Source organism: Flavobacterium sp., from assembly GCF_044361065.1.
GTDB lineage: Bacteria > Bacteroidota > Bacteroidia > Flavobacteriales > Flavobacteriaceae > Flavobacterium.
In genome coordinates, this window is the sequence record NZ_JBIKJI010000002.1 from 1 (window position 1) to 22850 (window position 22850).

General features: G+C 31.6%; 17 protein-coding genes. 10 read left to right on the top strand and 7 right to left on the bottom strand.

Annotation, left to right across the window (positions count from 1 at the left end; all coding sequences use genetic code 11):
• The 4 genes from ACIQ11_RS00245 to ACIQ11_RS00260 all read left to right on the top strand — a co-directional run.
• Positions 1-1024 (top strand): 3'-5' exonuclease (locus tag ACIQ11_RS00245; protein WP_396151714.1); only part of this gene is annotated, 1024 nt, incomplete at its 5' end.
• 34 nt (positions 1025-1058) lie between these two features.
• On the top strand, positions 1059-2249 hold the full coding sequence (gene kbl, locus ACIQ11_RS00250) for a glycine C-acetyltransferase (RefSeq protein WP_396151716.1): 1191 nt from the start codon (positions 1059-1061) through the stop codon (positions 2247-2249).
• 118 nt (positions 2250-2367) lie between these two features.
• On the top strand, positions 2368-3795 hold the full coding sequence (locus ACIQ11_RS00255) for an OmpA family protein (protein ID WP_396148075.1): 1428 nt from the start codon (positions 2368-2370) through the stop codon (positions 3793-3795).
• 65 nt (positions 3796-3860) lie between these two features.
• Positions 3861-6650, top strand: coding sequence for a PD-(D/E)XK nuclease family protein (locus ACIQ11_RS00260; protein ID WP_396151718.1), 2790 nt, complete (start codon positions 3861-3863; stop codon positions 6648-6650).
• 105 nt (positions 6651-6755) lie between these two features.
• Here the strand turns inward: ACIQ11_RS00260 and ACIQ11_RS00265 are convergent, their stop codons facing one another.
• Together ACIQ11_RS00265 and ACIQ11_RS00270 are read right to left on the bottom strand one after the other, a co-directional pair.
• Positions 6756-7535, bottom strand: coding sequence for an alpha/beta fold hydrolase (locus ACIQ11_RS00265; RefSeq protein ID WP_396151720.1), 780 nt, complete (start codon positions 7533-7535; stop codon positions 6756-6758).
• 102 nt (positions 7536-7637) lie between these two features.
• Positions 7638-8930 carry an aminopeptidase P family protein gene (locus tag ACIQ11_RS00270; protein ID WP_396151722.1) on the bottom strand — a complete coding sequence of 431 codons (1293 nt, stop codon included), beginning with the start codon at positions 8928-8930 and terminating at the stop codon, positions 7638-7640.
• A gap of 99 nt (positions 8931-9029) precedes the next feature.
• Between ACIQ11_RS00270 and ACIQ11_RS00275 the strand changes: the two genes are divergently transcribed.
• The 4 genes from ACIQ11_RS00275 (at position 9030) to ACIQ11_RS00290 (ending at position 15506) form a co-directional block, all read left to right on the top strand.
• On the top strand, positions 9030-11648 hold the full coding sequence (locus ACIQ11_RS00275) for a WD40/YVTN/BNR-like repeat-containing protein (RefSeq protein ID WP_396151724.1): 2619 nt from the start codon (positions 9030-9032) through the stop codon (positions 11646-11648).
• A gap of 156 nt (positions 11649-11804) precedes the next feature.
• Positions 11805-12722, top strand: coding sequence for a succinate dehydrogenase cytochrome b subunit (locus ACIQ11_RS00280; protein ID WP_396151726.1), 918 nt, complete (start codon positions 11805-11807; stop codon positions 12720-12722).
• 6 nt (positions 12723-12728) lie between these two features.
• Positions 12729-14738, top strand: a complete 2010-nt coding sequence (locus ACIQ11_RS00285) for a fumarate reductase/succinate dehydrogenase flavoprotein subunit (protein ID WP_353078341.1) — start codon at positions 12729-12731, stop codon at positions 14736-14738.
• A gap of 6 nt (positions 14739-14744) precedes the next feature.
• A complete protein-coding gene (locus ACIQ11_RS00290) occupies positions 14745-15506 on the top strand; it encodes a succinate dehydrogenase/fumarate reductase iron-sulfur subunit (protein WP_291241383.1) in 762 nt (253 codons plus the stop codon).
• Positions 15507-15564: 58 nt separating this feature from the next.
• Here ACIQ11_RS00290 and ACIQ11_RS00295 read toward each other — a convergent pair whose 3' ends face one another.
• Positions 15565-17163 carry an Ig-like domain-containing protein gene (locus ACIQ11_RS00295; protein ID WP_396151728.1) on the bottom strand — a complete coding sequence of 533 codons (1599 nt, stop codon included), beginning with the start codon at positions 17161-17163 and terminating at the stop codon, positions 15565-15567.
• Between the two features lie 70 nt (positions 17164-17233).
• Positions 17234-17938, bottom strand: a complete 705-nt coding sequence (locus ACIQ11_RS00300; RefSeq protein ID WP_396151730.1) for a ComF family protein — start codon at positions 17936-17938, stop codon at positions 17234-17236.
• A gap of 38 nt (positions 17939-17976) precedes the next feature.
• Here ACIQ11_RS00300 and ACIQ11_RS00305 point away from each other — a divergent pair, with 38 nt between their 5' ends.
• Both ACIQ11_RS00305 and ACIQ11_RS00310 read left to right on the top strand, forming a co-directional pair.
• On the top strand, positions 17977-18795 hold the full coding sequence (locus tag ACIQ11_RS00305) for a hypothetical protein (protein ID WP_396151732.1): 819 nt from the start codon (positions 17977-17979) through the stop codon (positions 18793-18795).
• A gap of 43 nt (positions 18796-18838) precedes the next feature.
• Positions 18839-20380 (top strand): glycine--tRNA ligase, encoded by a 1542-nt coding sequence (locus tag ACIQ11_RS00310; protein ID WP_396151734.1) that lies wholly within the window; start codon positions 18839-18841, stop codon positions 20378-20380.
• A gap of 50 nt (positions 20381-20430) precedes the next feature.
• On the opposite strand, the gene ACIQ11_RS00315 is transcribed toward ACIQ11_RS00310, so the two are convergent.
• Genes ACIQ11_RS00315 through ACIQ11_RS00325 form a run of 3 tightly spaced genes read right to left on the bottom strand, consistent with a single transcriptional unit; the run spans position 20431 to position 22833 of the window.
• Positions 20431-20760, bottom strand: a complete 330-nt coding sequence (locus tag ACIQ11_RS00315; RefSeq protein ID WP_396151736.1) for a DUF4296 domain-containing protein — start codon at positions 20758-20760, stop codon at positions 20431-20433.
• 6 nt (positions 20761-20766) lie between these two features.
• A complete protein-coding gene (locus ACIQ11_RS00320) occupies positions 20767-22110 on the bottom strand; it encodes a dihydroorotase (protein WP_396151738.1) in 1344 nt (447 codons plus the stop codon).
• Positions 22111-22833, bottom strand: a complete 723-nt coding sequence (locus ACIQ11_RS00325; RefSeq protein WP_353079307.1) for a polyprenol monophosphomannose synthase — start codon at positions 22831-22833, stop codon at positions 22111-22113.
• Positions 22834-22850 lie beyond the last annotated feature (17 nt).

Consider the following 22850-nt stretch of genomic DNA (forward strand, 5'->3'; position numbering starts at 1 on the left):
TTGGGAAAAATCAGGTTTCAAACAAAGTATTCCCTCGCCAGAGGGAGAAAAAGCCATCCGAATTATGACCATTCACAAATCGAAAGGATTAGAATTTCCTGTGGTAATTTATCCGTTTGCCGATGATAGTTTAAACCCAAGAAGCAATAATATTTGGATTCCAATGGAAGACGAAAGTGTAGATATGCCTCAAGCTTTGGTTAAAAACAATAAGATTTTAGAAAAATATAGCGACACAACTCAAGAAATTTATCAAACCAAATCGCAAGAAGAAATTTTAGATACTATAAACGTTTTATATGTGGCCTTAACGCGTGCCGAAGAGCAATTACATATAATTAGTAGTTATAAAATAACCACAAAAGGCGAAATTTCTACTTCCAAAACGTTAGCTTCTTATTTTATAAATTTTTTGACTCAAAAAGCAAATTTTTCAATAGAACAAAAAGAATATGTTTTTGGAAGCTCAAAAAGGAATTCGCAACCGAAATTATTTACTAAAAATAAAGCAGAAATTCAATCCGTAAAAAAAGCATTAGATTTTTCTTCGATACGAATTGCCAAAAAAGAAGCCCTAATGTGGGGCACGTTACAGCAAGATGCTATAGAGTTCGGAAATATTATTCATCAAATTTTATCGTATATTACTACAAAGAATGATTTGCAAACGGCATTAACTAAAAGCTTAGATGAAGGCCTGATTCAACAATCGCAAAAAAGTATTTTTGAAGATAAAATAACACAAATTATAAATCATCCAGAATTAGAAGCTTTTTTTAATCCGAATTACACCGTTTTTACAGAACACAATATAATTTCGCCAAACGAAATCAATTTAAAACCAGATAGATTGGTAATTCATAATTCAGAAGCTTTTCTTATTGATTACAAAACAGGAGCGCAAGACGAGAAACATAAAAAACAAATTGAAAATTATGTACGCGTTATTGAAAAAATGAATTTAAAAGTAACTAAAAAAGTGTTACTATATATAGGAGAAGAGTTAAAAATTATACATTTGTAGAAAAATAAAACATCCAACTATAAATAATAAAAAAATGTACGGAAAAATTCAAGCACACTTACAAAATGAATTAAATACAATTCAAGAAAACGGACTTTATAAAAAAGAACGTATTATCACTTCGCCGCAAGGTGCAGAAATAGTTGTAAATGGAGAAACGGTTTTAAATTTTTGTGCGAATAATTATTTAGGACTTTCATCACATCCAGAAGTGGTGCAAGCTGCAAAAGACGCTTTAGATTCTCACGGTTTTGGAATGTCGTCTGTAAGATTTATTTGTGGTACACAAGATATTCATAAACAATTGGAAGCAGAAATAGCCGATTTTTATGGAACAGAAGATACCATTTTATATGCCGCAGCTTTCGATGCAAATGGTGGAGTTTTCGAACCTTTATTAGGAGAAGAAGATTGTATTATTTCCGATAGTTTAAATCACGCTTCAATTATTGATGGTGTGCGTTTATGTAAAGCCGCGCGTTATCGTTATGAAAATTCTAATATGCAAGATTTAGAAGCCCAATTGATAAAAGCTACAGAAGCCGGACATCGTTTTAAATTAATTGTAACTGACGGTGTTTTCTCAATGGACGGTTTAGTAGCGCCCTTAGATAAAATTTGCGATTTAGCCGATAAATATGATGCCTTAGTAATGGTAGATGAATGTCACGCTGCTGGTTTCATTGGCGCAACAGGTAAAGGCACAATGGAAGCAAAAGGAGTTATGGGTCGTGTGGATATTATTACAGGAACATTAGGAAAGGCTTTAGGAGGGGCAATGGGGGGCTATACAACGGCTAAAAAAGAAGTGATTGAAATTTTACGTCAACGTTCACGTCCGTATTTGTTTTCAAATTCATTAGCGCCTTCAATTGTAGGAGCTTCTTTAAAAGTATTTGAATTATTAAAAAAAGACACTTCTTTAAGAGATCAATTAGAATGGAACACCAATTATTTTAAAGAAGGTATACGAAAAGCAGGTTTAGATTTTATTGATGGCGATTCTGCAATTGTACCAGTTATGTTGTACGACGCAAAATTATCTCAAGAAATGGCTGACGAATTGCTAAAATTAGGAATTTATGTAATTGGATTCTTTTATCCTGTGGTTCCAAAAGACAAAGCCAGAATTAGAGTGCAATTATCTGCTGCTCATACAAAAGAACACTTAGATAAAGCTATTTTTGCTTTTGAAAGTGTTGCCAAAAAGTTAAACATAATTTAATAAATTAAATTGTTTAACATATAATTAAGAAAAAACAAACAAAAGTTTTGTGAATTACAAAAAACATATTACTTTTGCTCTTGAATATAATGAATTGTAATTAAATTAAATAAAAAGTATGAAACATTTGAACAAATTATTTTCTGCTGCTTTGTTGTTTGTTGGACTAACGTCACAAGCACAAGATAAAGTTAATCCATGGGCTGTGTCTTTTGGAGCAAATGCGGTAGACACTAGAGTAAGTGCTAGTAGAGGTGGATTAGGATTATTTGAAAAAACCTATTCTCAAGGATTAGATATGAAAGATAATTGGAATATCGTTCCGGCAGTATCTTATTTAAGCGTGTCTAAATACGTTGGAGATGGTTTTTCTTTTGAAATGACAGGATCTTTCAACAAAATTACCAAATTTGTTGAATTCAAACCTACTACAGTTGGTGCGGATGCAAGAGGTATGGTTGTAAGTAACCCAGGTGATTTAAACTATTATGGTTTAGATGCAGCGGTTTCTTATAGCTTTAAAAGTTTAATAAAATCTAAATGGTTTGACCCTACTTTAAATTTAGGTGGAGGTTATGTTTTTATGGGTGACGCTTCGGCAGGAACAATTAACGCTGGTTGGGGATTAAACTTATGGTTTATGAAAAATGTTGCGTTTACAATAGCTTCTACTTATAAAACTAGTTTTGATGACAATAGAGTGGGTAATGTTGATATTCCAACGCATTTCTTTCACCAAGCAGGTTTAAGATTCCAATTTGGTGCTAAAGACAAAGATGATGACGGTATTATTGATGCTGAAGATGCTTGTCCAGAAGTTAAAGGATTAGCGGCATTCAAAGGTTGTCCTGATACAGATTTAGATGGTATTCAAGATTCAGCTGATGCTTGTCCAGAAGAAGCAGGTACTCCAGAAATGAATGGATGTCCTGACCAAGATGGTGATACTGTAGCTGATAAAGATGATGCTTGTATTGATGTAGCTGGTTTACCAGTATTAAAAGGTTGTCCAGATGCTGATGGCGATGGAATAGCTGATCAAAACGATAAGTGTCCTACTGTAAAAGGTGAAAAAGCAAACGGTGGATGCCCATGGCCTGATACTGATGGAGATAAAGTTTTAGATAAAGATGATAAATGTCCTACTGTAGCAGGAACTGTTGCAAATAACGGATGTCCAGAAGTATCTGAAGACACAATGAAAAAATTAAATGATTATGCAAAAACAATCTTATTTGATTCAGCAAAATCATCTTTCCAAAAACAAACATATTCAGTTTTACAAGCAATTGTTGCTATCTTAAAAGAATATCCAACAGCTAAATTCGCTTTAGAAGGACATACTGATTCAGACGGTAAAGACGATGCTAACTTAGTATTATCTCAAAATAGAGCTGCAGCTGTAAAATCTTTCTTAGTTGAAAATGGTATTGCTGCTGACAGATTAACATCTGAAGGGTTTGGAGAAGCTAAACCAGTTGCAACAAATGCAACGAAAGCTGGAAAAGCTCAAAACAGAAGAGTAGAAGTTAAATTAGTAAAATAATTTTTCTCATATAATATTTTAAAAAGGTCTCAATTTATTGAGACCTTTTTTTTATCTTTATTGCCATGGATGCATCATTTTTATCTAAACTGGCAAAAGAGTTATTAAGCAATAATTCTACATCGTTACACCACACCAATATTGTTTTACCAAACAAAAGAGCAAAGATATTTTTAATTGAAGAATTAAAAAGAAAGTCTTCTACAACTTTTTTAGCGCCTAAAATAATTAGCATTGAAATGCTGATAGAGGAAATTGCGCAATTAAGGACACTAGATAATATTGAGCTTTTGTTTGAGTTTTATATTGTTTATTTGGATACTACTGAAAAATCAAAACAGCAAGATTTTGAAAAATTTTCAAGTTGGGCGGTAACGTTAATTCAAGATTTTAATGAAATTGATAGGTATCTTATTAACCAGAATGAAATTTTCTCCTATTTATTGGATATTGAACGTATTAAAAATTGGACTCCAAATGTAAATAACCAATCTAAATTAATTGAAAACCATTTAGATTTTTGGAAATTAATGCCATTTTATTATCAAAAATTTACAGAACATTTAATAAATAAAAAAGTAGGTTATCAAGGCTTACTATATAGAAAAGCATCAGAAAATTGTTTAGATTTTGCAAAAAAATCCGAAGATAAAACGTTTGTATTTGCTGGTTTTAATGCATTGAACGCTTCAGAAGAAACTATAATTAAATGTTTATTAGAACATAATAAAGCTTCTGTGTTTTGGGATATAGATGGTGCTTTTTTAAAAGATGAATTTCACGATGCAGGATTGTTTTTGCGAAGAATAAAAAACTCTTGGAAACATTTTGAAACCCATCCTTTTAATTGGATTACGGATGCTTTTTCAAGCGATAAAAATATTGAAGTTATTGGTACACCAAAGTCTATTGGTCAGGCCAAAATTGCTGGAAAAATCATAGAAAAAATCGTATTTGAAAACAAATCATTAGAAAATACTGCACTTGTTTTAAGTGAAGAAAATATTTTAATACCAATTTTAAATGCGTTACCTGTTGAGGTAGAAGATTTAAATATTACGATGGGTTATCCAAGTAAAAACAATCCGGCGCAAATATTAATTTATAAGTTATTTCAACTGCATTTAAATGCCCAAAATAGAAATAAAAAACAAAGCGTCTTTTACTATAAAGAAGTATTAGAAATTTTAAATAATCCGTTAATTGTTTCGAGTATTCAAGCGAATGAAGTGGTTAAAATTATAAAAAATTCTAATTTAACCTTTATTACCAGTAATCGACTAAGCGAATTATTTTCTAAATATGATTTATCGAGTAATGAATTAGTCCAACATTTGTTTTTCGATTGGAATGTATCTGTAAATGAAATTTTAGAGAAATTAAAAGTCATTCTAATTTACATTAAAACACATTTAAGTAATCAAAACGAACAAGATAAAGTTACCAAAGCATTTGTGTTTTCAATTTATAATGTCATTTTAAAAATAACAAATTACTTTGAAACGTATAATAAAATTGAAAATTTAGAAATTTTATTTTCTATTTACAAACAAGTTATCGATCAGGCTCAGGTTTCTTTTGAAGGTGAACCACTCAAAGGTCTCCAAATCATGGGAATTTTAGAAAGTCGTGTTTTAGATTTCGAAAATGTAATCATTACGTCGTTAAATGAAGGTAAATTACCTGGCGGAAAATCGAACAATTCCTTTATTCCATACGATGTAAAATTAGAAAAAGGCTTGCCAACATATAAGGAACGCGATGCTATTTTCACCTATCATTTTTATCGTTTGTTACAACGCGCTAAAAATATTTATTTACTTTATAATACCCATTCTGAAGGTATTGATGCTGGAGAGAAAAGTCGATTTATTACTCAATTAGAGATTGAACATTTGCCAAATCATAATTTTAAAAAGGTATTTTATAACGCAATTAAACCCGATACAATTTATCAGCCAATTGAGGTAATAAAAACACAACCAATTTTAGATAGATTAGAAGAAATTGCAACTATAAAAGGTTTTTCGCCTTCATCATTAACCAATTATTTGCGAAATCCTATTCAGTTTTATTACCAACGAATTTTAGGCGTTCGTGAAAATGAAGAGGTAGAAGAAAATGTGGCGGCTAATACTTTAGGAACTATAATCCACGAAGTATTAGAGAAAATGTATGCTCCTTTTGAAGGTAAAAATATTCAAATTCAACTTTCAGATATTGATGTAATGATTCAAAATATAGAAGCCATTACATTAGAAAAATTTATAGAAGTTTATAAAGAAGGAGAAATTAAAAAAGGGAAAAATTTAATTGCTTTCGAAGTAGCTAAAAGAAACATTTATAATTTTTTAATTCAAGAAAAACAGCATATCGAAAATGGTGACGAACTATTTATTTTGTCTTTAGAAAAACCGCACGAAACCATATTTGAACATCCTAATTTACCTTATCCGGTTAAAATTTCAGGAAAAGTTGATAGAATTGAATTGCGAAATAACACCATTCGTATAATCGATTATAAAACTGGAAAAGTTGAAGGTAATAAACTTAAAATTGATACTTTTGAAGGTTTAACACTCGATTTGGCTAATGATAAAATTATTCAATTATTGTGTTATTCAATGATGTTTCAAACCAATCCTTTAAAAGGAAATTATAATGTGGAAGTCGGAATATTCTCGTTTAAAAATATGAAAGCTGGATTTTTACCTTTTACATTTGGTAAAGGCAGAGGTGTTGTTGGCGAAACAGTAATTACAACTGAATTTTTAGAAAATTTTAAAGAAGAATTGGTAATTTTAATTCAAGAAATTTTAAATCCTGCGATTTCATTTAAAGAAGTGATTAAATAATTTTTTTTACAAAAACGCAAAGTTAATTACGAAGATTTCAAAGGTATTTTATATATTTCTTGTACAATTTTTGCGTGATTTGCGAAATCTTTGAAAGCTTTGCGGTTAACCCTTCAAAAATCCAACCATAACTTTTTCCAATTCCGCTTGGTTTTCGAGATGACTCATATGTCCGTCGTTGAAAGTTATTAGTTTTACATTTGTGCCTTCAATTTGTTCTAAATTCTCTTCGTAATTTAAAACAGGATCTTTTTTTCCTAAAATTAGTAAAATTGGATAGGTGGCAAAATGTAAAATTACTTCTCGGTCTTTTCGTAATTTCATACCTTCCTGAGCGGCAATAATTCCTTGTAATGGTGTTTGAAGCGCTTCTTCTCGAATCCATTCAATTTGTTCCGAAAGTTTTGTTCTGTTTTCTTCTGAAAATAAATTAGCGATACTCATTCTAACAGCAGCCACATAATTTTGCTTCACGGCTTTTATCGCACGCGTTCTATTTGCAATGCGTTCCTCGCTGTCGGCACGAGATGTTGAATTTAACAACACCAAACCTTTCATAAATTCTGGATATAATTCGGCAACAGCCAATGCCACATAGCCACCCATAGAATGTCCAACAAACACCGCTTTTCTGATTTTCAATTCGGAAATTACTTGGTGAACAGCATCCGCCATATCTTCCATACTATGAATATATCCTAAACAATCCGTTTGCCCGTGACCTAACAAATCAATACAAATTACTCGGTTTTTTTTAGCTAAAACAGGTGCTAAATAGTTCCACATCGTACTATTTTCCAAAAATCCGTGTAACAAAATAACCGCATTGCCTTTTCCTTGGTCGGTATAACTGATTTTAGTGTTTTTGAAGTTGGTGGTTTTCATAAATACAAATGTAGAATTTAAACGCAAAGCACGCAATGTTTTTTGTGTTCAAAAAAAACGGCTCACTTTCGCAAACCGTTTAACCTGAAACTTGAAACAAATCTAATTATTCATTATCGATTCAATTTCATCTGCTTCGATAGGAATATTTTTCATTAAGTTGAAAGGCTCTCCTTTTGGTTGAATGACCACATCGTCTTCTAAACGAATTCCAAAACCTTCTGCTGGAATATAAATTCCTGGTTCTACCGTAAAAACCATATTGGCTTGCATTGGCTCGTGTAACAAGCCATAATCGTGCGTATCTAATCCTAAATTATGTGAAGTGCCGTGCATAAAATATTTTTTATATGCTGGCCATTCTGGGTTTTCAGTTTGAACATCTGCTTTCGTGATTAAACCCAAACCTAATAATTCGGAAGTCATAATTTTACCAACTTCTACGTGGTATTGTTTCCAATTTGTACCTGGAATCAACATTTTTGTAGCTTCGTTTTTTACATTTAAAACGGCGTTGTAAACCGCTTTTTGTCTGTCAGAAAATTTTCCAGAAACCGGAATCATTCGAGTTAAATCGGAAGAATAATTGGCATATTCTGCACCAATATCTAACAAAATTAAATCGCCAGCATTACAAACTTGGTTGTTTTCTATATAATGTAACACATTTGCATTGTTTCCTGAAGCTATAATTGGAGTATAAGCAAAACCTTTCGAACGATTACGAAGAAATTCGTGTGCCAATTCGGCTTCAATTTCATACTCGGTTACACCAGGTTTTACGAAATTTAATACTCTTCGGACTCCTTTTTCTGTAATATTACACGCATTTTGAATTAAATCCAATTCAATTTGGTCTTTTACAGAACGTAATCTTTGTAAAATAGGATTTGATTTTTCTACTTTATGCGCAGGATATTCGTTTTTCCACCATTTTATAAAACGGTCTTCACGTGTTTCTGTTTCTACTGCTGCTCTGTAATGTTCATTGGTGTTAATGTACATCGTATCGGCATACATCATCACTTCTTTTAAAACTTTATGAAAATCTTGTAACCAATATACTGATTTAATTCCCGCTACTTCAAAAGCACGTTCTTTGGTAAGTTTTTCACCTTCCCAAATGGCAATATGCTCATTGGTTTCTTTTAAAAAAAGTACTTCTTTCAAGTGCTCATATGGTGCATCTGGAAATAATAATAAAATACTTTCTTCTTGATCCACACCTGATAAGTAAAAAATATCGCGATGTTGTGCAAATGGCAACGTACTATCTGCAGAAACAGGATAAATATCATTTGAATTAAAAATAGCAACTCCGTTTGGCTTCATTTGAGCCATAAAGTTTTTACGATTTTTAATAAAAAGTTCTCGATTTATTGGTAAATATTTCATTTTTTAAAAATGTTAGTAAAGTTTTCAAAATTAATAACTTTCAAACAAATAGTTGTCAAATAATTCTATTAATTTTGAAACATATCAAATTATATAAAAATGAAAAAAGTTATATTTTTAATTTCTCTTCTTAGTACGATAGTTTCTTTGTCACAAGACAATAATTTTCAATCCGTTGCTTTTCAAAATATTGGACCAACAATAATGAGTGGAAGAATAGTCGATTTAGCTGTCAATCCTCAAAATCCAACTGAATTTTATGCGGCATATGCTTCTGGGGGTTTGTGGTATACCAATAATAACGGAACCAGTTTTGAACCTGTAATGGATGCAGCGCCAACTCAAAACATAGGATGTGTTGCAGTGGATTGGAATTCGGGATTAATTTTGGTAGGAACAGGTGAAGTAAATTCTTCTCGTTCTTCTTATGCAGGTATTGGAGTTTTGAAATCTACAGATAAAGGTAAAACGTGGTCTAACATTGGTTTACCAGATAGTCATCATATTTCTAAAATTTGGATCAATCCGAAAGATAACAGCGAAATTGTAGTAGGTGTTTTAGGGCATTTGTATTCAAAAAATGAAGAACGAGGCGTTTTTAAAACCACAAATGGAGGAAAAAATTGGACAAAAACTTTATATATTAACGACGAAACAGGAATTATAGATATTAGTTTCGCACCAAACAATCCAAAAATTATGTTTGCTTCGGCTTGGGAACGCGAGCGTAAAGCATATAATTTTAAAGGAAATGGAGTTCATTCGGGTATTTACAAAAGTGAAGATGCTGGGACGACTTGGAAAAAAATTAATGCCAATTCTGGTTTCCCAACTAATATTGGAATTGGTAGAATTGGGTTAACTTCATATAACGAGAATATTGCTTATGCGATTGTAGACAATCAGAATTTACGACCAAATGCTTCAAGTGAAAAGCCGAAAGATGCCAATGCGGCCTTATTTGAAGTAGAAGTAATTGGTGCAGAAATTTATAAAACCACCGATTCTGGAAAAACGTGGGCTAAAACAAATGACAAATTTATTGATGATGCCTTTTATTCTTACGGATATTATTTTGCAGATATTACTGTTGATGAATCTAATGAAAATCGTTTATATATTTCAGCGGTTCCATTATTATTCTCTAATGATGGAGGAAAATCTTTAGAATCAATCAGTAAAGATAATGTTCATTCTGATCATCACGTTTGTTGGGTGAATCCAAAAAATTCAAATCATCTAATAAATGGAAATGATGGAGGTGTGAATATTACATTCGATAACGGGAAACATTGGATAAAATGCAATAACCAAGCCGTTGGGCAATTTTATTCTGTAAACGTAGATGAAAAAGAAAATTATGAAGTGTATGGAGGTTTGCAAGATAATGGTGTTTGGGCGGGTCCAAATAATTATGAACATAATGTAGAATGGTTACAAGACGGAAAATATCCTTACGAATTTTTAAGCGGTGGCGATGGAATGCAAGTTCAAATTGATACCAGAACAAATAATTTGGTTTACACGGGATATCAATTTGGAAATTACACCAAAATAGACAGAATTTCAGGAGAAAGAAAATACATTACTCCACAAGCAGATAAAAAAGAAGAACCTTACAGATTTAATTGGCAAGCACCTATTTTGTTGTCGTCTCATAATCAAGATGTTGTTTATTTTGGCGGACAATATGTGTTTCGTTCGATGAATCAAGGTAAAAATTGGGAAAAAATTTCTACCGATTTAACCAATGGAAAAGTAGAAGGGAATGTGCCTTTTGGAACTATAACAGCTATAGCTGAAAGTAAATTTAAATTCGGAAAATTAGTTATTGGAACAGATGATGGAAATGTCTATATGACAAAAGATAGCGGCGAAAATTGGATAAAAATATCAACTAATTTGCCACAAGGATTATGGGTGTCTCGTGTGCGATTTTCAACGTTTAAATCCGATAGAATTTATATTACGTTAAACGGATATAGAAATGATAATTTCACTACTTATGCCTATGTTTCGGAAGATTTAGGCACAACTTGGAAATTATTAACGGAGAATTTCAATCAAAATGCTGCTAATGTAATTCTTGAAGATTCTGAAAATGAAAACATTTTATATTTAGGTACAGATACTGGTTTATTTATTTCTATTGATAGAGGAATAACTTGGCAAGATTTTTCAACCGACATTCCAAATGTTGCCGTACACGATTTGGTTATTCAAAAAAGAGAAAAAGATTTAATTGTAGCTACGCACGGTCGTTCATTGTATAAGGTAAATTTGGCGAACATTCAACAAATTAATGAAAAAACACAGTTAAACGGCATAGCGTTATTTCCTGTAAAGAATATTTCTTTTTCTAAAAATTGGGGAAATAAGCGTTCTGCTTGGGGCACCGAAAACACACCAAATGTATTAATTTGGTATTATGTAAAAGAACTTTCAAATACAATTTTAACTATAAAAAATAAAGATGGAATTGTGGTTTTTAATCGTCAAAATAAAGCAGATAAAGGAATGCTTAAAGTAGATTTTGATTTAAGTATTGATGAAAAAATAAAAACCGCAATAGAAAAGAAGGATAGTAAAATAAAAATCAATCAATCAGGCAATAAAAAATATTATTTACCTTCAGGAAAATATACAATTGAATTAGAAAATAACGGAATGAAGGAAACGCAAACGTTAGAAATTATAGAAAAAAACCAAATGAGATAAGATTTGAATAAAAATTCAAGACGTAATATGTTGATATTCAACAAATGTTAAACTCATTTAAAATGATTATAAATTAACTTTCAAAGGTTGTAAGTCTTACTTATAACCTTTATTTTTGCTAACATTAAAATATTCAAATTAACATTAACTATAATTATGGCAAAATCAGCATTTTTAAAGTCATCTATCGCAAAAAAATATTGGATGGCACTTACGGGATTGTTCTTGTGCTTGTTTTTAGTTGGGCATTTATTAGGAAACTTACAATTGTTAGCTGGCGACACTATTGAAGCGGCATTACAATTTAATAAGTATGCACTTTTTATGACTACTAACCCTGCAGTAAAATTACTTTCTTATTTAACGTACATTTCTATTATTTTTCACGCTATCGATGGGATTTATTTAGCAATTCAAAACCAAAAAGCACGTCCAGTAGCTTACGCGATGAGTAATCCTTCTAAAAATAGTAGTTTTTCTTCAAGAAATATGGCGGTTTTAGGAACTATTATTTTGGTTTTTATCTCTACACATATGATTAATTTTTGGGCAAAAATGCATTTTGATGCTACTATGCCTTTAGTTACGAAAACACAAGGAAATCAAGGGCAATCTCAATCTATGCTTATTGGAACACCAGATTCTAAAATTCAGACGATTCCTTTGCCTCCAGGCGGCTCTTTAAAAACATTAGTAGAACAAAATAACAATCAACCTGGAAATACTACTAAATTAGTTATCGAAGGTTCAAATATTGTTAAAGATGCTAAAACAGGTGAAGTTTTATTTATTGGTTTCAAAGATTTACACAAATTAACCTATGCTTTCTTTAAAAGTAAAGGAAAATTATTCAATGTAATTCCAAACGAAGGGTTGTTTTTCGTTATATTTTATGTGTTATCTATGATGGCATTAGGTTTCCATTTATGGCATGGCTTTCAAAGTACTTTCCAATCTTTAGGAGCAAATGGTAAATTTACACCAGCTATTAAATCATTTGGAAAAGCATTTTCAGTTGTAGTTGCGTTTTTATTTGCAATTATTCCAATTTACATTCACTTTTTTACAAAATAAAAACATATGGCATTAGATTCTAAAATTCCTCAAGGTCATATTTCAGAAAAATGGACCAACCATAAGAATAATCTTAAATTGGTGGCTCCAAACAATAGACCAAAAATTGATGTAATCGTAGTAGGAACAGGTTTAGCAGGTGCTTCGGCTGCTGCTTCATTTGGAGAAATGGGTTACAATGTAAAAGCATTTTGTTTTCAAGATTCACCTCGTAGAGCACACTCAATTGCTGCTCAAGGTGGTATTAACGCTGCAAAAAACTATCAAAATGATGGTGACAGTACCTATAGATTATTTTATGATACTATTAAAGGTGGTGACTACCGAGCTCGTGAAGCAAACGTGCACCGTTTAGCAGAAGTATCTTCAAATATTATCGACCAATGTGTGGCTCAAGGTGTTCCTTTTGCTAGAGATTATGGTGGATTATTAGATAACCGTTCGTTTGGTGGAACACAAGTACAACGTACTTTTTATGCCGCTGGACAAACAGGTCAACAATTATTATTAGGAGCATATTCTGCTTTGTCTAGACAAATTGGTTTAGGAAATGTAAAAATGTATAACCGTCACGAAATGCTTGACATTGTTAAAGTTGATGGTAAAGCTCGTGGAATTATTGCTCGTAATTTAATTACTGGTGAGTTAGAACGTCATTCAGCTCATGCTGTTATTATTGCATCTGGTGGTTATGGAAATGTATATTTCTTATCTACAAATGCAATGGGAAGTAACGTTACAGCTTCTTGGAAAGTACACAAAAAAGGAGCACATTTTGCGAATCCATGTTTTGTACAAATTCACCCAACATGTATTCCAGTTCACGGAACAAATCAAGCCAAATTAACGTTAATGTCAGAATCGTTACGTAACTCTGGTCGTATTTGGGTTCCTGCTAAAAAAGAAGATGCTGAAGCAATTAGAGCGGGTAAATTAAAACCAACTCAAATTGCGGAATCAGATAGAGATTATTTCTTAGAGAGAAAATACCCTGCTTTTGGAAACTTAGTACCTCGTGATGTAGCGTCTCGTGCTGCGAAAGATGTTTGTGATGCTGGTCACGGAATTGAATCTAACGACACTAACGAAGGGGTTTATTTAGATTTCGCTTCAGAGATTATCACAAAAGGAAAACAAGCTGCGTTTACGCAAGGAGATCATAACCCATCTGATGATAAAATTCAAGAATTAGGAAAAAAATGGGTAGAATCTAAGTATGGTAACCTTTTCACGATGTATGAAAAAATTACAGATGAAAATCCATATGAAACTCCAATGAAAATTTATCCAGCAGTTCACTATACAATGGGTGGTGTTTGGGTTGATTATAATTTAATGTCATCTATTCCAGGATGTTTCGTAGCTGGTGAAGCCAATTTCTCAGACCACGGAGCAAACAGATTAGGAGCTTCTGCTTTAATGCAAGGTTTAGCAGATGGCTATTTCGTATTGCCTTACACGGTTTCTAACTATTTAGCAGACGAAATTAGAACAGGTAAAATTGCAACAGATACTCCAGAATTTATGGAAGCTGAAAATGCAGTTCGTCAATCTATTGAGCAATTAATTAATAATAACGGTACAAAATCTGTTGACTATTTCCACAAAAAATTAGGATTAATTATGTGGAATAAAGTTGGAATGGCAAGAAACGAAAAAGGATTAACAGAAGCAATTGAAGAAATTGGACAATTAAGAGAAGATTTCTATGCAGATGTTAGAGTTCCAGGTGCAGCAAACGAATTGAATCAAGAATTAGAAAAAGCACTTCGTGTAGCTGATTTTATTGAATTGGGACAATTAATGGCAAAAGATGCTTTATTACGTAAAGAATCTTGTGGTGGACATTTCCGTGAAGAATATCAAGATGCTGAAGGAGAAACACTTCGTGACGATGAAAATTTCGCTTATGTTGCAGCTTGGGAATATAATGGAAGCGATGCAAGTAAATCAGTACTTCATAAAGAAGAATTGAAATATGAGTTTATCAAAATTGCAGCTAGAAACTATAAATAAGATATTATGAGTGCTAAAAAAAATATAAATATCAACCTTAAAATCTGGCGTCAAAAAAATGCTGGAACTAAAGGTAAAATGGAAACATATAAATTAGATAATGTTTCTACTGACAGTTCTTTCTTAGAAATGTTAGACCAATTAAATGAGCAATTAATCAATAACCAACAAGAGCCAGTAGCTTTTGATCACGACTGTCGTGAAGGAATTTGCGGAATGTGTTCGTTATATATTAATGGTCGTGCACACGGTCCAGATACAGGAACAACTACGTGTCAGTTACATATGCGTAAATTTAAAGATGGCGAAACTATTTTTATTGAGCCATGGAGAAGTAAAGCGTTCCCAGTTGTAAAAGACTTAATGGTAGATAGAAGTGCTTTTGACAGAATTCAACAAGCAGGTGGATTCGTATCTGTAAATACTTCAGGTCGAACTATTGATGCTAATGCAACCCCAATTAACAAACAAGATGCAGACAAAGCTTTTGAAGCAGCAGCTTGTATTGGATGTGGCGCTTGTGTGGCGACTTGTAAAAACGGTTCAGCCATGTTGTTTGTTGGAGCAAAAGTTTCTCAATATGCTTTGTTGCCACAAGGAAAAGTAGAAGCTACAGAAAGAGTATTAAATATGGTACGTCAAATGGACGAAGAAGGTTTCGGAAATTGTACCAATACAGGAGCGTGTGAAGTAGAATGTCCAAAAGGAATTTCTTTAGAAAACATCGCTCGTATGAATAGAGAATATTTAAAAGCAAGTGTACTTTAATTAGAACACAACTTTTTTAAAATAAAAAACGCATTCAATTTGAATGCGTTTTTTTATATTATTTTAACTCCAATTCCTGATCCACATCCCAATTGGCTCTTACGTCTATTAAACCGGGAAAATAAATCATTTCTTCGGGTTGTAATTTGGTTTTGAAATTTCCTGAATCCCAAATTCTATTTTTGTTGTCATCGTAAAACAACCGCACTTGATAGTTGCTTGGCTGAATAGCTTCAAAATATAATTCAGTTTCTTTAGTGCAGTATTTTTCGCTAACGATATCTCCAGAAGTATTTAAAATTTGTACAACATACGGAAATCTATTGATGTTTTTCAATCGCAATTTTAAATTCCCAAAATCGCTTACCGCACCTTTGTCAAAAGTAAATTTTAAACTATCAGTTTGAGTTTCGTATTCATCTTCTATGGCTCCTGGCAGTAACTCGAGTTCGTATTTTTCGTTTTCTTCTTGTTTAAAATCAAAAGAAATCAATTGTTCAAAATCATTAATTTCTGTTGTGAAGGAGACTGAAGTACTATCTTTTTTTCTCAGAAATATTTTCTCAGCATTTATTTTTTTAATTGGCGTAGTGGTTTCTAAACTAAGTTTCTCGTTAAATTGGAATTTTTTATTAGCAAAAAGCGTCACTTTTAATGAATCTGCTTCTTTTAACTTTTTTAATTTCACTACATAATTTTTCAAATAGTTATCAGATTTCACAAGTACTTGTATAGAATCTTTAGCTTCTTTAGGTATAAAAACTTGTAAAGTATCCGATTTTTTATTCGCTGATTTTGCAAATCGTAAAGGCGTTTCAATGTTATTTTTTTTATAAAAAAGTTTCACATTGTTAGCATTGCCTTCGTACCCTAAAAACAATTTGTTATTACTTTCAAGGGTTGGCGAATAGGTTTTGATTTCGTTTTTCTCTGCAAATAGTTTTAAAGTATAACTACTATCTGAAGGAATTTTTATTTTTTCCTTTTTAAAGGCAATTTTTTCCGATTTTGCCTGATAATTGTAATTGTTGTTTTTGTCTTTTAAAGCCACTAAATAATAGTTACCTTCTTTTATGTTTTCAATAGTAAATTTCGTGTTTTTTTCTAAAGTATTGGTAATATAAACGGGTTTGTTTTTGTAGACCAATGAATCATTATACGTTTCAGCGTCATACAACATTACAGTTACAAATTCATCTGTTTCTTTTTCAAATGCGTCTACAATTTCACCAGAAACTTTTAAAGAATCTACAAATGCTCCTGTTGAAAACACATATTTAAATTGCGAATACGGGATGCCTTCGTTGTAATCTGCAATACTTTGTCCAAAATTAAAACTGTAGGTAGTATTCGGTTTTAAATCTTCATTTAAAGTAATTGAAATGAATTTACTTGCACTTCCTTGTGGTACAATTGTTGGATTTTTTGCCATAGGTGGCGACACAATCAATTGTTTGTTAATGTCTTTTACTTTTATGTATTCGCTAAAATCAATTTTAATAGTTTTCCCGGAAAAATTGGTTTCATAATTTTTCGGAGTGCTTTTAACAATAACAGGAGCAATGCTATCTTTTGGTCCGCCAGAAATCATACCTCTTTTGGCACAACTGATAAATACAAGAGAAATTATAGTAAGAAGTAATATGATTTTTTTCATTAATTATGTCGCTATTTAATACTGCAAAGTAACAATTATATTCATTCGCATCATAATATTTAAATAAATTTTATGATTGTGTATACGCCATTGTTACGATGCTAATTTTGGTGTTTTTTATTTTTAATATTTCTTTTGCACACGCTTCAATAGTGGCGCCAGTTGTAAAAATATCATCTACAAGCAACACGTGTTTTCCTTCAATTTTATGGGCGTTTTCAATTGAAAATACATTTTTATTGGTTTCTAAGCGATTTTCTTTTGACTTTTGAATTTGTGATTTTAAGTTAATTGATTTTACTAAAACAGAATCAATAATCGGAATAGCTAAGTTTTTCTCTAATGCTTCACAAAAAGTTGTAACTTGATTGTATCCTCTTTCGTGAAAACGTTTTTTATGTAAGGGCACAGGAATTATCACATCAATATCATTAAAAACAGCCAAATCTAATACGTTTTTTGAAAAAACATCTCCTAAAAAAGTGCCGATTTCTTGTTGGTTTTTATATTTTAAATTGTGCATTAATTGTTGTGCAATCCCTTTTTTTCTAAAATATAATAACGAAGCACCAAATTCAAAAGGCACTATGCCATAAAATGCCCTATGCATTTCATTTTCTTTTAAATTATGATGATGAGTAAGTGGCAAATGATGCATGCAAGTGGTGCAAATAATTTTTTCATTTTTCAAAAGTAATTTCGAACAGCCATTACAAAACGCAGGAAATACCACGTTTAACAGATTTTTATGTATTTGGTCGAAAAATTTTATCATATTAAAACATAAGTTTTACTTTAGTAAAAATATTTAGAATGTCTTCAAAAAGAAACAACAACACCTATAAGGTCGCTATACTTTTATTGTCCATTTTTTTACTACTTGTGTTATTTAAAAGTTATAAAGATAACAAATCTGCTAAAGAACTACAAGACACATTAAAACAAGAAACATTAATTACGCAAAGTCAATTATCAGAAATACTTACGAAGTACGATTCTGTTTCGAGTTTATATAATAATTTTGATGAAAGTTTTCAGGATTTGTCTATAAAAGTGTCTGATTTAAAAGATCCTAAAAAGAATATTAAATTTAAGAATTTATCGGAATTAAATAAGGAAATTGATCAAATAAAGGATTCAATTAAAATACTGAAAGAAAAATTAAAGCAAATAGAAAAACTTAGAACGTTAATTAAACCAGAAGTAAAAACTCCTAAAATTACAGAAAATACGGCTTTAAAAGATGCTAAGTTTGAAGTAACTAATTTGCAAGTAAAAGGGGTTAAGTTTCTTACAGATAATAAAACACCAAATAAAGTAAAGCCAATTGAACAAATTAGAGTTTGCTTTACAGTTGACAGAAATAAATTAATTTCTACTGGCGAAAAAGAATTTTTTGTACAAGTCGTAAATCCTAAAAATGATATCGTTTCTGTGGAAGAATTGACCTTTGAAAATAATAATATTACTTTAAAATATAGTAAATTAGTAAAGTTTGAATACCAGCAACAAATAACAGATGTTTGCAGTTATGTTGATTTAGAAAAGAACAAAACGGTAAAAGGAAGATATATTGTAAACTTATATTCAGGAACTACTAAAATTAGTTCAACCATTTTCAATTATAATTAAAAAATTACTTTTTTAATTCCATTCCTATTTTTACTTTTGCAACATGGCAAAACAAGAAGACTTATTTAAGAATGTAGTTTCGCATGCAAAAGAATACGGATTTATTTTCCCTTCGAGCGAAATTTACGATGGTTTAAGTGCGGTATATGATTACGCGCAAAACGGTGTAGAATTAAAGAAAAATATTAGAGAATATTGGTGGAAATCCATGGTGCAAATGCATGAAAATATTGTAGGATTAGATGCTGCAATATTAATGCATCCTACCACTTGGAAGGCTTCTGGCCATGTTGATGCATTTAACGATCCATTAATTGACAATAAAGATTCAAAAAAAAGATATCGTGCAGATGTTTTAATTGAAGATTATGCCGAAAAATTAAACATTAAAGCACAAAAAGAAATAGAAAAAGCAAAGGCGCGTTTTGGTGATGCTTTTAACGAACAAGAATTTATTACAACTAATCCAAGAGTTGTTGAATATCTATCTAAAAAGAACGAAATTTTAGCCAGAATGGCGAAAAGTTTAGACGCTGGTGATTTAGATGATGTAAAACTTTTAATTGAAGAATTAGAAATCGCTTGTCCAGATTCTGGATCTCGTAATTGGACGGAAGTACGCCAGTTCAACTTAATGTTTGGTACTAAATTAGGCGCTTCTGCAGATACGGCAATGGATTTATACTTACGACCAGAAACGGCACAAGGTATTTTCGTAAACTTTTTAAATGTTCAAAAAACAGGCCGAATGAAAATTCCTTTTGGAATTGCACAAACCGGTAAAGCATTTAGAAATGAAATTGTGGCAAGACAATTTATTTTTCGTATGCGCGAATTTGAACAAATGGAAATGCAGTTTTTCGTAAAACCAGGTGAAGAAATGAAATGGTACGAATACTGGAAAACGACGCGATTAAATTGGCACAAATCATTAGGGTTAGGTGCTGAAAATTACCGTTTTCACGACCACGAAAAATTAGCACACTATGCAAATGCAGCTGCAGATATTGAATTCAATTTTCCTTTCGGATTTAAAGAATTAGAAGGAATTCATTCTCGTACAGATTTCGATTTAAAAGCACACGAACAATTTTCTGGTAAAAAATTACAATATTTTGATACTGAAGAAAATAAAAACTACGTACCTTATGTAGTAGAAACATCCGTTGGTTTAGACAGAATGTTTTTAGCGGTTTTTTCAAAAGCATTACAAGAAGAAACATTAGAAGATGGCTCTACTCGTACTGTATTGCGTTTACCTTCTGTTTTAGCACCTACAAAGGCGGCTGTGTTACCTTTGGTTAAAAAAGATGGGTTACCAGAAATTGCCAAAGAAATTATGGAAGAATTAAAATGGGATTTCAACGTAGCCTATGATGAAAAAGATGCTGTTGGCCGTCGTTACAGACGTCAAGACGCTTTGGGAACGCCGTTTTGTATTACTGTGGATCATCAAACGGTAGAAGATAAAACAGTTACAATCCGTCATAGAGACACGATGCTTCAAGAACGTGTAGCAATTGCAGATTTAAAAAACATTATTGATAAAGAAGTTTCGGTAAGAAATTGGTTAATGAAAATGTAACAAAATAAATTTTAAATTAAAACGCCAAATTCATTGAATTTGGCGTTTTTTTATTTTTTAGCATTTTGGTGTTTTTCTAGCCTAGCTAAAATTCGATTGTTTATGTGTTTGTAATTGTTCACTTCTGCAGCGTAATATCTGTTATTTTGATGATAGGTAGCACTATCTATTTTGTATTTTTTGTAAATATAGTCTTTAGCTTCAATTTTATTTGCTTGTAAAATTTCTGGGGCATTACTATTAGCGGCTTGTAAAATTGCTATATCATATAAAATATTTTCCATAGTTTTTTCATCCAAAAGTTTTTTCGGAGGTTTTACGGGATTTTCGCTACAAGCAAATAATCCAAAAAAAACGGTTAAATATATTATTTTTTTCATCTAGTTTTATTCTCTATCAAAAGTTAACCTTTGTCCAGCTATAATATCCTTTACCTTTCCATTGGCATAAGCCAGTTTTCCATTTACAAAAGTGTGTGTCACTCTTGATTTAAAATTATTTCCTTCAAATGGCGACCAGCCACATTTTGCAATAATATTTTCTTTTTTTACATTCCAAGGCATGTGTGGATTCACTATAACTAAATCGGCAAAATAACCTTCTTTAATAAAACCACGATTTTCTATTTTGAAAATTTTCGCTGGATTATGACACATTTTTTCAACGATCTTTTCTATAGAAATTTTACCATTAAAGTAGGACTCCATCATGGCTACTAAAGCATGTTGTACTAATGGACCTCCAGATGGGCAAGTTGTATATGGATTTGATTTTTCTTCTAAAGTATGAGGCGCATGGTCTGTGGCAATTACATCTATTCTATCATCTAAAAGTGCTTTCCAAAGCGCGTCCTTATCTTCTTTCGTTTTAACAGCTGGATTCCATTTAATTAATGAACCTTTGGTTTCATAATCTGCATCTGTAAACCACAAATGGTGAATACAAACTTCAGCTGTAATTTGCTTTTTTTCCAGCGGAATTTTATTTGTAAATAAGTCTAATTCTTTAGCCGTTGAAATATGAAAAACATGCAATCTTGCTCCAGTTTTTTTAGCCAATTCAATAACTCTAACAGTAGATTCGTAACATGCTGCTACACTTCTAATTTCTGGGTGTTTTTCTACTGGAATGTCATCACCGTAGATTTCTTTGTATTTCTCAAGGTTATTTTTTACAATGGTTTCGTCTTCGCTATGTACAGCTATTAAAAGTTTCGTATTAGAAAATATTTTTTCTAACGAGGCTGAACTATCCACTAACATGTCACCTGTAGAAGAACCTAAAAACAGTTTTAAACCTGCTACATTTTTAGGATTGGTTTTTAAAATTTCTTCTAAATTATCATTAGTACCGCCCATCATAAATGAATAGTTGGCGTGAGATGTTTTGGAAGCAATTTGATATTTATCCTCTAAAAGCTCTTGAGTTACTGCGTTCGGAACCGTGTTGGGTTGCTCAATATATGAGGTAATTCCACCAGCAACGGCGGCTTTACTTTCTGATGCGATGTCGCCTTTGTGTGTAAGTCCTGGCTCTCTAAAATGAACTTGATCATCAATAACACCAGGTATTAAAAAGCTTCCTTCTGCATCAATAATTATACATTCCGAAGATTTTGCACTTATGTTATCTGCAATCTGACGGATAATTTCATTCTCAATCAATACATCTCCTTCAAAGACGCTCCCTTCATTTACAATTCTTGCATTTTTAATTAAAAATGTACTCATTTATAGTTTGTTAAATATTTTTCTAATTCGTAACATAATCACCCCAATTACAGCTTCACGGATAATGGCGCCGCTCATTTTAGATTCGCCTAAGGTTCTGTCTGTAAAAATAATTGGGACTTCTTCAATCTTAAATTTATTTACAAAAGCACGATATTTCATTTCTATTTGAAATGCATATCCTACAAATTTAATTTTTTCAATATTTATTGTTTCTAAAACATTTCGTTTATAACATATAAAACCCGCAGTAGCATCATGAATTTGCATGCCAGTAATAAACTTTACATAAACAGAAGCAAAATAAGACATTAAAACTCGGTTTAATGGCCAGTTAACCACGTTTACACCTTTAGAATATCTTGAGCCAATTGCCACATCAGCCCCATTTTGACAAGCAAAATATAACTTTTCTAAATCGTTTGGATTATGAGAAAAATCGGCATCCATTTCATAAATATATTGATAATTATGCGAAAGTGCCCATTTGAAACCATGTACATAAGCAGTTCCTAAACCAGATTTTTTAGTTCTAACTTCTAAAAATAATTTTTCTGAATACTGTTTTTGTAATTCAGCTACTTTATTAAAAGTTCCGTCGGGTGAATTATCATCCACAATTAAGACGTGGAAGCTTGAGGGTAATTGAAAAACAGCATGGATAATCCGCTCTATATTTTCAATTTCGTTGTATGTAGGTATAATTACTATTCCTGCTGACATTGTTATTTTTATTACTT